This window comes from Pseudomonadota bacterium (assembly GCA_026388215.1).
Classification (GTDB): Bacteria; Desulfobacterota; Syntrophorhabdia; order Syntrophorhabdales; family Syntrophorhabdaceae; genus JAPLKF01.
The window spans coordinates 1-12,545 of sequence record JAPLKF010000089.1 but is presented as its reverse complement, the minus strand read 5'-3'; the positions used below and the strand labels follow the sequence as shown (position 1 = coordinate 12,545).

General features: G+C 40.9%; 14 protein-coding genes. 10 read left to right on the top strand and 4 right to left on the bottom strand.

Annotated features, from left to right (window positions below; all coding sequences use genetic code 11):
- Positions 1–184 precede the first annotated feature (184 nt).
- Positions 185–1,009, top strand: coding sequence for an ATP-dependent sacrificial sulfur transferase LarE (gene larE, locus NTU69_05425; protein MCX5802959.1), 825 nt, complete (start codon positions 185–187; stop codon positions 1,007–1,009).
- A 75-nt stretch (positions 1,010–1,084) separates the two neighbouring features.
- Here larE and NTU69_05420 read toward each other — a convergent pair whose 3' ends face one another.
- Positions 1,085–1,594 carry a methylated-DNA--[protein]-cysteine S-methyltransferase gene (locus tag NTU69_05420; GenBank protein ID MCX5802958.1) on the bottom strand — a complete coding sequence of 170 codons (510 nt, stop codon included), beginning with the start codon at positions 1,592–1,594 and terminating at the stop codon, positions 1,085–1,087.
- Positions 1,595–1,710: 116 nt separating this feature from the next.
- Here NTU69_05420 and NTU69_05415 point away from each other — a divergent pair, with 116 nt between their 5' ends.
- Entirely contained in the window at positions 1,711–2,475 is a 765-nt protein-coding gene (locus tag NTU69_05415; protein ID MCX5802957.1) for an MBL fold metallo-hydrolase, read from the top strand.
- Positions 2,476–2,508: 33 nt separating this feature from the next.
- On the opposite strand, the gene NTU69_05410 is transcribed toward NTU69_05415, so the two are convergent.
- From NTU69_05410 to NTU69_05400, 3 genes are read right to left on the bottom strand one after another with little or no spacing between them, the layout of a single operon-like run.
- A complete protein-coding gene (locus tag NTU69_05410) occupies positions 2,509–3,390 on the bottom strand; it encodes an ATP-binding protein (GenBank protein MCX5802956.1) in 882 nt (293 codons plus the stop codon).
- 3 nt (positions 3,391–3,393) lie between these two features.
- Entirely contained in the window at positions 3,394–3,843 is a 450-nt protein-coding gene (locus NTU69_05405; GenBank protein MCX5802955.1) for a hypothetical protein, read from the bottom strand.
- A 46-nt stretch (positions 3,844–3,889) separates the two neighbouring features.
- A complete protein-coding gene (locus NTU69_05400; GenBank protein ID MCX5802954.1) occupies positions 3,890–4,681 on the bottom strand; it encodes an inositol monophosphatase family protein in 792 nt (263 codons plus the stop codon).
- A gap of 109 nt (positions 4,682–4,790) precedes the next feature.
- On the opposite strand from NTU69_05400, the gene NTU69_05395 reads away from it, so the two are divergent.
- The 8 genes from NTU69_05395 to NTU69_05360 all read left to right on the top strand — a co-directional run bounded on the left by NTU69_05395 (position 4,791) and on the right by NTU69_05360 (position 12,418).
- Positions 4,791–5,768 (top strand): DUF4931 domain-containing protein, encoded by a 978-nt coding sequence (locus tag NTU69_05395; protein ID MCX5802953.1) that lies wholly within the window; start codon positions 4,791–4,793, stop codon positions 5,766–5,768.
- On the top strand, positions 5,769–5,993 hold the full coding sequence (locus tag NTU69_05390; protein ID MCX5802952.1) for a hypothetical protein: 225 nt from the start codon (positions 5,769–5,771) through the stop codon (positions 5,991–5,993). It abuts the gene before it with no gap.
- A 313-nt stretch (positions 5,994–6,306) separates the two neighbouring features.
- On the top strand, positions 6,307–8,394 hold the full coding sequence (nrdD, locus tag NTU69_05385) for an anaerobic ribonucleoside-triphosphate reductase (GenBank protein ID MCX5802951.1): 2,088 nt from the start codon (positions 6,307–6,309) through the stop codon (positions 8,392–8,394).
- 106 nt (positions 8,395–8,500) lie between these two features.
- The gene (locus NTU69_05380; GenBank protein ID MCX5802950.1) at positions 8,501–8,764 is read left to right on the top strand and encodes a thioredoxin family protein; all 264 of its coding nucleotides are present in this window, start codon (positions 8,501–8,503) and stop codon (positions 8,762–8,764) included.
- A complete protein-coding gene (locus NTU69_05375) occupies positions 8,754–9,485 on the top strand; it encodes an anaerobic ribonucleoside-triphosphate reductase activating protein (GenBank protein ID MCX5802949.1) in 732 nt (243 codons plus the stop codon). Before NTU69_05380 ends, NTU69_05375 begins: the two co-directional genes overlap by 11 nt.
- Before the next feature lie 333 nt (positions 9,486–9,818).
- Complete coding sequence (locus tag NTU69_05370) at positions 9,819–11,405, top strand: DNA methyltransferase (protein MCX5802948.1); 1,587 nt, start codon at positions 9,819–9,821, stop codon at positions 11,403–11,405.
- The gene (locus NTU69_05365; GenBank protein MCX5802947.1) at positions 11,405–12,187 is read left to right on the top strand and encodes a TdeIII family type II restriction endonuclease; all 783 of its coding nucleotides are present in this window, start codon (positions 11,405–11,407) and stop codon (positions 12,185–12,187) included. The genes NTU69_05370 and NTU69_05365 overlap by 1 nt, the downstream gene beginning before the upstream one ends.
- A gap of 30 nt (positions 12,188–12,217) precedes the next feature.
- Positions 12,218–12,418 (top strand): hypothetical protein, encoded by a 201-nt coding sequence (locus tag NTU69_05360; protein ID MCX5802946.1) that lies wholly within the window; start codon positions 12,218–12,220, stop codon positions 12,416–12,418.
- The last annotated feature ends 127 nt before the right edge of the window (positions 12,419–12,545 follow it).

Sequence of the window (12,545 nt, the reverse complement as noted above, 5' to 3'; positions counted from 1 at the left end):
GAGAATCATATCGGTCTCTATATTGAAAAAACCGAATGGCACTTCACCATGACTCAGTGACTCAAAAAGTAGTGGCATAAAATCTCCCAATATTTATCTGGAATATACCAGAAGGGGATTTTGATAGCAAATACTAAATAGCTGAGGTTGAATAAGGTCTTCCCCTTTGTTATAGTAGTGGTATATGGATCTTGACTCAAAATATGAAGTATTAAAAACCATTATAAAAGAGCTTAGTAATGCCCTTGTGGCATTTTCTGGCGGGGTGGATAGTACGCTTCTTTTGAAATGCTGTATTGATACGCTGGGCAGGGAAAACGTGCTTGCTTTTATCGCTTCATCTCCAACCTATCCAGCGAAAGAGATTGAAGAAGCAAAAAACATCGCACATACAATCGGAGCCGAGTATATGGTTATAGAAACCTCTATAATGGAGGATAGGAATTTTACAGCAAATACTCAAGAGAGGTGTTATTACTGTAAGCTCCACCTTTTTGACAGGGCCTGGGATATGGCAAAACAAAGAGGGTTAAAGCACATAGCCGAAGGCTCAAACCTTGATGACTTAAATGATTTTAGACCCGGAAGACGAGCATGCATCGAGAAGAATATTGTGAGCCCCCTTCTTATGGCAAACCTCACAAAAGAAGAGATAAGAGGACTCTCAAGAATGCTCGATCTCCCTACCCATGATAAACCCTCATACGCCTGTCTTGCCACAAGGATCCCCTATGGTACACAGATTGACAGCGGCATCCTAAAAAGGATTGAGCTTTCAGAAGAATTTATAAAAACCCTCGGTATAAAACAGGTCAGGGTGAGATATCACGGCAGTATTGCGAAAATAGAGGTAGCAGAAGAAGAGATTGATAGAGTTATAGCCTATAGGAACGAAATAGCCGAAGCATTGACACGCTATGGGTTTACTTATGTGTCTCTCGACCTCAAAGGGTACAGAACAGGAAGCATGAACGAAAACCTGCCCCCTTCGGGAAGTTCGGAGTTATGAGTTCGGAGTTCAGAGTTTTTATTCTGACTTCTGTATTCTGACTTCAGCATTATACCACTCACTATTCACCAATCACTATTCACTGTATTTAATTCCTTCAAGCGCAAGCAGTTTCTCTTTTATGTGTAGTCCTATAGAGAAGCCGCCGAGTGTGCCATCTTCCCGGATTACCCTGTGACAGGGTATTATGATGGGAATCGGATTTCTCTTCAATGCCTGACCCACAGCCCGTGCTGCATTTTTATACCCCAGCCTTCTTCCAATCCAGTTGTAGCTTCTCACCTCACCGTATGGAATCTTCCTTGTCTCAAGAAGAACCTTTCTGGTAAATACCCCACGATGAGAAATATTAACATCCACATCAAAACCAACCCTTTCCCCTTTCAGGTACCTGTCGAGCAAAATATTTACCTTGCTGAATGGCTCAATAGATTCAAGGGCATCGGGATAATGGGCTAAAAACGCCTTCCTGATTTTGTAGTCACTCTCTTTACTTATATCAAGCTCGCTCAATCTTCCGCCCTTTGACACAAGCAGCATATTCCCTAACGATGAATCAAAGATCGCAAAATGTATTATATCCAATTTGACATCACCCTTATATATACATAGAATAAAGTATTAAGTTCGGGGTTGGGAGTTCGGAGTAATAATTCCCTAACCCGCAATCCGTAATATAAATAACATATTGGGAGCGCATAATGGAAGGTTTTATTAAGTTCTTTGGAACAGGTGGGGCTCGATTTGTAGTATCCAAACAGTTAAGGGCAACAGGCGGTCTCTTGTTACACTATAAAGATACGAATCTCTACATAGACCCGGGGCCAGGGGCACTTGTCAGAATACATGCATCGAAGGAACGGTTTGATTTAACCAAGTTAGATGGGATAATCCTCACCCATAAACACATAGACCATGCGAATGATGTGAATGTGATGATAGAGGCCATGACCGATGGGGGTTTTAAAAAGAGGGGCGTGCTTTACTGTCCGGAAGATGCAATTGGAGATGACCCTGTGGTCCTGAAATATGTGAGAAAATATCTCGACAGAATTGAGCTCTTAAAAGAAAAACAAAGTTACACAACAAAGGATATCACATTCAGCACACCTGTGAGACACGTGCATCCGGTGGAAACATACGGGATAATATTTGAACTGAACAAAAGGATAGGTTTGATAACAGATACAAGGTTTTTTGATACACTACCAAGTTTCTACACTGTAGATTATCTCATAATAAATGTCCTTCGATCGAAACCTATTGAAAAAGATCACGTTATAGACCATCTTGCTGTAAACGATTTCGTAAACATTGTTACGCATATAAAACCAGAGGTTGCTATCATGACCCATTTCGGCATGAACATCATAAAGGAAAAACCTTACTTGCTGGCCGAAAGACTAAAAGAAGAAACAGGGATAAACATAATAGCGGCCCATGACGGTATGAAGCTGGAGTTCTGATCTGCTTTGCGCAAAGCGCTATGCGCATGGCGTTCAAGTCAATTTAGCAGAACCTAAAAGTATTCTGAACGTACTCCCCTCCCCCACTTTACTCTCTACATCAATCTCCCCTCCGTTCGCCTCAACAAGCCTTTTACTTAATGAGAGGCCAAGCCCTGTCCCTTCACCTTTCTTTTTTGTGGTAAAAAACGGTTCAAATATCTTACCCATATCCTCATCTTTTATACCCGCACCCTCGTCTTTCACAGATATGGATATACGACCATTGGCATTCTGTGTCTTTATCTCTATAACCCCGCCTCCTGGCATTGCCTGGGCTGCGTTCATCACAATATTTACAAGGGCCTGCTGAATATGAATCTTGTCCACCTGTATATGGGGAAGGTCTTTCTTCCTTTCCACCACAAGCTCAACATTCTTAAACCTTGTAAGGTGATGCTCCATAAACAGTACGGTATCATCCACTATCTCATTTACATCAACATATTCTTTGTTTGGTTCATCCATTCTTGAAAACTCTAAAAGCTTCATCAGCACATTCGATAGCCTTCCAGCTTCTTTATCTATTACACCTGCATACTCCTCTATCTTATCCGGCTCTTTTGTCTTCTCTATCCTTTTTGCAAAACCCTGTATTGCAATGAGAGGATTTTTTATCTCATGGGCAATAGACCCTGCAAGCTCACCAAGGGCAGAGAGTTTATTTGCCCTTATAAGCTCTTCTTCAAAGCTTTTGATCCTTTCATCTCTCCTCTTGAGTTCCTTCAGCTTTTCTCTTAAAACATTGTATACGTCGTTCAACTCCCTTATGTTTGCCATGAGGAGGTTATCTCTTGTCCGGGAGAGGCTTCTTGTCTCCTCAAGTTCTATCTCAAGCTCTTTCTGTCTTTTTTCTAATAACCCTTTTTCATCCATAAATCAGTAAATAAGCACGTCGAACTCACAATACTTATACCCGGAAGACCAGCTCTTTGTCTGGGTTGATTTAGCCCTTTTCCCATACACCTTTTCCAGAAGTCCTGCAATGATACCGCTTTCCATATCACAGAACATCTCACCCGTATTAGGAAAACCTGCACAGGTAATGCATTCAAAAAGCTTTACTACAACATGGTCTTCATCAACAATCTCTACCTCTGGTATCCCCACCTTAAGCTCTTTTATCCTCTCCCTGAATTCCGAAATGTCCTTTGCCCCGAGCATATTCCCTACATGTTTTCCCATCATATACAGGGTCGCCCCTGCGCTTTCACCCAGGATGTTTCTTATCCCTATTATTCTTAAAATCCTGAAGAGCACCAGTGGAACCTCTTCTCCAAGTGTCGGTCTTACGATGCTCTTTATGTCCTCCATTGAATACTCTTTCATATATCCCCCTCAAAATATCAGAGGTCAGGGGTCAATACCCTATGCCCTATGCCCTATCCCCTGAGTTTTCTTCCTGCAATACTCCCAGCATCGCATCATGGATAATACCGTTTGATGCAACTATCTCATCACTGTATATACTGAACCCTTCCCCTTTGAAGGTTGTAACCACCCCTTTTGCTTCACTCACCATAAGACAACCCGCCGCCATATCCCATGGATTGAGCTTGAGTTCCCAGAAACCATCGAACCTCCCGCATGCAACATAACAGAGATTTAGTGCAGCAGAGCCATCCCTTCTTATTGCCTGGGCCTTAAAAAGAAATTTTATAAAGTTATCAATGTTATTCCTCTTGCTTGTAGGGAGGTCATAGGGAAAACCTGTAGTGAGCAAGGCCTCCTTGATATTTTTTATACTGGAGACTGTAATCCTTTCATTGTTCAGATATGCCCCCTCCCCCTTTTTACCAAAGAATAACTCCTTAAAGATTGGGTTATAAACCACACCACGGGTGATTTCACCTTTTTCCTCATAGGCAATTGAAGTGCAAAAAAAGGGATAACCATGTGCATAGTTTGTAGTCCCGTCAAGGGGATCTATAATCCACCTGTTCCTCTCACCGTCGTAAAGGTTTGCCTTCTCTTCACTAATCACATCATCATCCGGGAAGTCCTTTTTTATAAGTTCTATAATCTTTTCCTGACAGGCAATATCCACATCCGTCACCAGATTTATTTCCCCTTTGTAATGTATCCCGAATCTTTTATGAAAATACCTGCTTTGAATCCTTCCAGATTCAAGGGCACAATTTATAGAAAATTCAAGTAGTTCATCCATGAGCCTTATTTTAATAATATACAAGGGGATTTGCAAGGGGAATAGGTGCAGAGAACCCTTAAGTAGAGGTAGTTTGACAAAACTAATGTTATGGTCTATTATTAGAAAAATGGCTGAATTGAGAAAAGACCCTGTTTCAGGCAAATGGGTGGTCGTTGGCTATACCAGCACCAAGAGCAGTGTTGCAGGTGGTTGCCCTTTTTGTCCCGGTAATGAATATCTAACCCCAAGGGCAATCAGAGAGACAAAGGATAAAGACGGCACATGGCTTATCCGCTGTTTCCCCGCATCAAATCCAATCTTTATGGTAGAGGTTGACGAAAACAAAAGGGCGGATGGTCTCTATGACAAGATGGGTAATTTAGGTGCCCATGAAATTATTGTTGAAAATAGATCCCATACAAAAACATTATCAAACTTTACCGATAAAGAATTGTCGCTCTTGCTGGAAGTCTACAAGGAAAGGATTCTCGATTTAAAAAGGGACATGAGGTTCAAATATATTCAGATATTTAAGAATCATGGAGAGCTTGCGGGCTCATACATCTTTCATCCCCATTCCCATGTGCTTGCAACCTCTATCATGCCACATAGGCTTGAATTGGAACTTGCAAATTCAAAAAGACACTACATGCAGAAGGAAAGATGTCTCTTCTGTGATATACTAAGCCAGGAGATAAGGCAGAATATAAGAATAGTGAGCGTAAGCCCTAACTTTTTGGCCATATGCCCCTTTGCATCGAGGTTCCCTTTCGAGGTCTGGATCTTACCGAGGTTTCATGAAGAAAGTTTTGAGGACCTTCGAGATGAGGGTATAAATTACGAATTAATCCACATGATGTTAGACCTCATGAAAAGAATTGAAATGTTAACAAACGCATACACGTTTACTATCCATACATCTCCCAACACACCGAGAGGAGGTTCTCACGCTGAAGATTTACCAGTAAGCGAGTATTTTCACTGGCATATAGAGATACTTCCGAGGGATTTCAGATCTTCTAAATACAAAAGGGAAGACCAATTTTATGTGGTTGCTACCACCCCAGAAGATGCAGCACAGGCACTAAGAGCACAGAAACCTTAGATGAAGGGCGAAAGCAGAATATCATTATGGTTTTTGTTTGGAGTTTTCCTCACCCTTTCAATAATAATGTTTTTCCTTGGCATACTATTTATCAGGGATGCATACCTGCACGAGGGGGAGATGTCCGCCGGTTCATTAATCCTTGGCATACTTCTTTTCCTGGTAGGTAGCGGCCTATTCTCTTCAGCTATAAAACAAACTATCAAAAAAATTTACAATAAGTAATGTAACTATATAGAAATAATAATAAAACCCTTAGAATCTATCCTGACCCCTAAATTTTGAATTTTGTACATTTTTAAAAACATTCCGTTTTCTAACTGCTTAATCTTTAAGTAGTTAGAAAATATTTTTCCCCATTTTAAAATTCCTCTTGACATATTAAAACACTAAATATAGTATATGTATCTAGTAAATATACTATATATGGGGGTTAATGAGTGGTTATGGATTCGTATTCGGTGTATTGTTTTTCTTTTTTTAACATTAAATTAAAACTGCTCACTTATAACCCATTACTCTTTAAAAGGGGGGATTGATGGAAACAACTGATTTAAATCTTTTCGTAAGAACTTCTGAAGAGACGATATTAGATTGGGATAGGTCCAAGATAGTAGATGCCCTGATAAGAGAAACACTCATTGACCGTGATACAGCAAACGAAATAAGCCAAGAAGCCGAGCGGTTGATAAGGGCATCAGGCATAAAAATGGTAACCGCCCCCCTTATCAGAGAGCTTGTAAACGCAAAACTCATCGAAAAGGGCCTGGAGAATGCAAGAAAGATGCACACAAGGCTTGGTATGCCCATATATGACGTGGACAACCTTATCCTCCATCCAAACAAAGAAAATGCCAATGTTCCCCATAGTCCTGAGGCAACCAACCTTACCCTCGCAGAGATGATAAAAAAGGAGTATGCACTACTCACTGTATTTTCTCAGGATGTGGCAGATGCCCACATGAACGGGGATATCCACCTCCATGACCTCGGTTTTATAGACAGGCCTTACTGCAGCGGGCAATCCCTGGAGTATATCAAAAGGTTCGGCCTTGATTTGCCACACTCCCTCTCCATGGCAAAACCCGCAAAACAACCCGAGGTTCTGCTTGCTCATCTCGTAAAATTTGCTGCCGCTTTACAGAGCAATTTTGCAGGTGCCATAGGATGGGATGCAATAAATATATTCTTCGCCCCTTACATAGAAGGAATGAGCGATAATGATGTAAAACAACTTGCACAGATGCTCATATTTGAATTTTCACAACAGGCAGTTGCAAGGGGCGGACAGGCCATATTCACGGATATCAACATCTACTGGGAAGTCCCGAAACACTTTGTGAATGTGCCCGCAATTGGACCTGGAGGAAAGTTCACAGGCAAAACGTATGGTGAATACGAAAAGGAAGCCCAGAGATTTGCCTGGAAGTTGTTTGAAATCTTTAAAGAGGGGGATGGTGCAGGGAGACCCTTCTTCTTCCCAAAACCAATAGTTCACATCACCGAGAAATTCTTCAACACCACCGGACATATGGATTTTCTCAATCACATCTCTGATGTGGCAGCAGATAAAGGAAATACATACTTTGTGTTCGACAGGGGCGACACAGCCAAAATATCCGAATGTTGCAGGTTGAGTTTCAAACTCGACGAACACGATTTGCAGGATGCAAAAGAACCCTGGAGGATGAGGTATTGTGCACTCCAGAATGTCTCTTTAAACCTTCCAAGGATTGCCTATCTCGCTAAAAACGACGACACCAAGCTTTTTAACCATATTACAGAAATGTTTGTCCTCGCAGTAAAGGCACATAAAGAGAAGAGGAATTTCCTTGAAAGGCTCCTTTCCCTGGGCGAAGATGGGCCCCTTGCCCTCCTTACCATGAACAGGGATGGAATGCCATACCTAAGATTCAACCTTGCTTCCCATCTCATAGGTATGGTCGGCCTGAATGAAATGGTTCAGGTACATACTGGCGAGGAGATGCATGAGTCGAAAAAGGCCTTAAAGTTTGGCCTTAAAGTAATTGCCCATATGAACCTCCTTGCAGATAAGATGAAAAGACAGGAGGGGATCAGGCTACTCCTCGAACAAACCCCCGCAGAGAGTACAAGCTACAGATTTGCAAGGCTTGATTTAAGATACTTCTCGCCCTTATCAGGGAAGGTTGTGAAGGGCGATATTGCATCAGGAGAGGTATACTATACCAATTCAACCCACATGAATGTGAAGTATCCTATGAACCCGATCGAAAGGGTTACGAATGAGGGTATATTCCATCCATTGATAGAAGCGGGATCAATTTCTCATGTCTGGATGGGAGAATCCCAACCGTCCAAAGAGGCCATATCCGATTTTGTAATCAAAACCTTCAGGTTTACCACCAATGACCAGATTGCCTTCTCTCCAGAATTTACCACATGCAACAAGTGTCACAGAACGGCAAGGGGGCTATCAGACACATGTTCATACTGTGGCTCCATGGATGTTGATGGTATTACAAGGATCACAGGGTACTTTACCAAGGTTTCAAGCTGGAACAAAGGTAAGCTCGGCGAGTTAAAGGACAGACATAGAAACACAGAGTTCTTTTCAGACCTGTCTGCCGACAGGCAGGCAATGTAGCGGCAGTGAACCAGTGAAAGATATGAGCTAAGGGCTATGAGCTAAGAGTTTTAAGCTCTCTGCTCTATGCCCTCTGCTCCATGCTAATAAAAGGGAGGTTAAATACATGGGTATAGTAAAGATTTTTTACAAAGATGATTGCCCGATGTGCCCTATGGCAAAAAGGCTGAAGGATAATCTGAAAGAAAAGGAAGTTGGTGTTGTGGATTACAATGTTGAGACAGCAGAAGGGCTGGCAGAGGCAACATTTTATCATGTAATGGCGCTTCCCACCGTGCTTGTGGAAGATGAAATGGAAAACTGGCTCGGGGAATGGAGGGGCAATGTCCCGAAGATGGAAGAGGTCTTAAGCATTGTCAATGGAAAATAATCTTCCTATAAAAGGTTTTATAGAAACAAGTTTTATTGACTGGAAAGGACAGCTTGCGTCAGTAATGTTCTCCGGGGGCTGTAACTTCAGGTGCCCTTATTGCCACAACAGTAACCTTGTGCTCAATCATGACAAGATGGAAGATATACCCTTCGAATATATAATCAGCACATTGAGGAAATTTAAAACATGGGTGGAAAGGGTTGTAATCACCGGAGGGGAGCCAACTATTCACATGAGCCTTTTTCATACGATAGGGCAGATAAAAAAAGAAGGTATACGTATTAAGCTCGATACAAATGGCTCGTCACCCTCTGTGCTCAAGGGGCTTGTGAAGGATGGTCTGATTGACTACATAGCCATGGACATAAAGGGGCCCATAGATAGGTACAGGAGATGGTGTGGGATTAAAGTAGACACGAAAAAGATAGAAGAGAGTATACAGTTCATCATGGAAGGGAATGTAGATTATGAATTCAGAATGACCGTTGTGCCCTTTCTCCACAGGGAAGAAGATGTGTACGAAACCGTTGAATATGTGAAGAATGCAAAGAGATTTTATGTCCAGGAGTTTAAACCAAAAAATACATTGAACCCGAACTTTGCAGAAGTAAAACCCTTCTCACCTCAAAAGATGGAGAGGATAAGGGAGAATGTGAATCAGCTGTTAACCACAAACAGTCAGCAACCAGCAAACAGGGATCGGGGGTCAGGGGCTTAGGGGTCAGTAAAAATCCACGTTGCACGATGCGAGATACACGATAAATTCCACGTAGAAGTCAAGAAGCTGAGAAGACAACAAAACCAATCCAGATGAGCTTACAAGGCATGAATAAATCATTTCAGTCAGAGGTGATGTATCAGAACCAGGTTCGCCTATCCCACCAATTTTGGGGTTATATCCATGCTTCGTCTACCATCCTTTTTTTGGAGCACAAACGAACCGGTACAATTATGGAGAAAATAGCTAAAATAGCACGTACCATGCGACTTTAATGTTTTAATGCTTTCTGACCAGAGAAATGGTATTATGCTCTATAAAACAGAGACTGATATGATAGAGACTGATGAACTACTCAACATAAAAGAAGCAAGTGAGTGGGCAACAGAACATTTAGGCAAAACAGTCACGACCTCAAATATTTCTTATCTCATCCATTACGGAAGAATAAAAAAAATCAATGGTAACGGAACAACGCAAGTTTCCAAGCAAGAATTGATCAGCTACTACAAATCTTATAACGGATATAGGGAACTTTCTTGGAAGGATCAGCTCGGTGAAGATTTAAATTGGGCTTTATCTTTTGACCAATATAAAGAAGCCGAAACCACAAAACATGTTCACCGTCTGCATCCTTATAAAGGTAAATTTATTCCGCAACTTGTAGAGTATTTCCTTGACAGTCACACAGACAATTTTAAAAAAGAAACCTACTTCAAAAGCGGTGATATTATTCTTGACCCGTTTTCTGGCAGTGGAACTACTATAGTACAAGCTTGCGAACTTGGAATGCACGCCATTGGCATTGATGTTTCTGCCTTCAATACCCTTATAGGACACTGTAAGGTTACGAAATACAATTTGACTGACGTTCAAATAGAAATCAATCGAATAACAAAAGCACTGAAGGAATTTCTATCAAATTCCCGCACACCTGAGTTTGAGGAAAAACTTTTACAAACACTTTATGAATTCAACAACAAACATTTTCCGGTCCCAGAATACAAATATAAAGTAAAGCGCAATATAATTAACGAGGACGAATACGGAGCAGAGAAAGAAAAAGAGTTTCTACCTATCTTCAACGACCTCGTTAATCAATATAAAATCAAATCAAGACAGGACAAGGCCGATTCCTTTCTTGATAAATGGTATTCCCAACATATCAGAGATGAAATCCAATTTGTGTTTGATGAAATTAAAAAGGTTAAAAACACAGATACAAAAAACATTATCAGTGTCATTTTGAGCAGAACCATCCGTTCTTGCAGAGCAACAACTCACGCTGATTTAGCAACATTAATCGAGCCCATTACGACAACTTACTATTGTTCAAAACATGGTAAGGTATGCAAGCCGCTTTTCTCAATTTTTAAATGGTGGGAAACCTATACAAAAGATACGTTAAAACGTCTTTCACATTTTAACAGATTGCGGGCACAGACTTTTCAGGTTTGTATGGCCGGAGACAGCCGCACCATTGATATCTTTGACGAACTTGAAAAGAAAAATACTGAATTTGCAGAATTAGCACGAAGGCAATATATTAAAGGAATATTCTCAAGTCCTCCATATGTTGGACTAATTGACTACCATGAACAACATGCCTATGCCTATGACCTCTTTGGGTTTGAACGTAAGGACGATTTGGAAATAGGCCCCCTTTTTAAAGGACAAGGAAGAGAAGCAAAACAAAGCTATATTCAGGGAATAACCGACGTGCTCAATAACTGTAAGAAGTTTTTAGCTAACGACTATGATGTTTTTCTGGTAGCCAATGATAAATACAATATGTATCCAATGATTGCAGAAAACGCAGGAATGCAAATTATCAATGTATATAAACGACCAGTTTTAAATCGTACCGAAAAAGACAAAGGCGCATATTCGGAAACTATTTTCCATTTAAAGAGGAAGTGATGGCATTATCTCAAGAGCAAATTACTCAAATTGAAAATGTGCTCAGGAATAGCTTGAGGCACAAATTTCAAAACTATAATCCAGAACCCGCCTCAATGCCATTTCATACACGGTTGCTTGGAAAAGACAGATTGGCTTTGTATTCATTTATACATTCTCTAAACACAAATTTCGGTACGAGCATATTTGAACCTGTTGCATTAGCCCTTGCATCAGCAAACTTTGCAGATGCAGCGTCACAACAAGTAGCAGGAACAAAAATTTCATTGGAGGCACATAGGGCCATTCAAAACATAATGGACGGATTAGCAACAGCCAATACATCTCCGAACAAACCAGAGGAAATCGATAAACTTAGAACAGTTTGCAGACAAGGAGAAATGAGAACCGTCAAATTGACTAAAGTTGATATTAAACTTGTCGCCCATGATGGGACAATCTACCTCTTTGACCTCAAGACCGCAAAACCGAATGCCGGCGGTTTTAAAGAATTTAAGCGGACACTGTTAGAATGGGTCGCCGCAGCACTTGCAATAGACCAGACAGCAAATATTCAATCACTCATTGCAATCCCTTACAACCCTTATGAACCACAACCTTACAATCGATGGACAATACGAGGCATGTTAGACCTGCAAAACGAACTCAAAGTGGCAGAAGAATTCTGGGACTTCCTTGGTGGACAAGGAGCATATCAACAGTTGCTTGATATTTTCGAAAGAATTGGCATTGAATTACGACCGGAAATTGATGATTACTTCGCTCGTTACAGCCGCCATTGAAAAATAGTGACACTTTACTGGGAGATTGATATGAATACCTCTAAAATCATTTACTCAATAAATATTGAAGACATCCAGAATGTTGCAGAAGAATATCTTGGACGACAGGCTTCAAAAAAAGAGCTAAGAATTGTTGAAAATAAAGTGGGTGATTATATTGATTGGCATGAAGCAATTGTTCTTGCTATAGATGATGCGGTAACCATTAAGAAAAACAGAAAAAATATGTAGTAAACCATTTGTTAATAATATTTGATTCTTGATGCACATCTATCTTCACAAGAAGGAAAAAAATAAGCTCCGCTATCTCCGAGGGGTTCAACAACAAGATCAAACGAAGGATTGGCTGAAAAGCCAG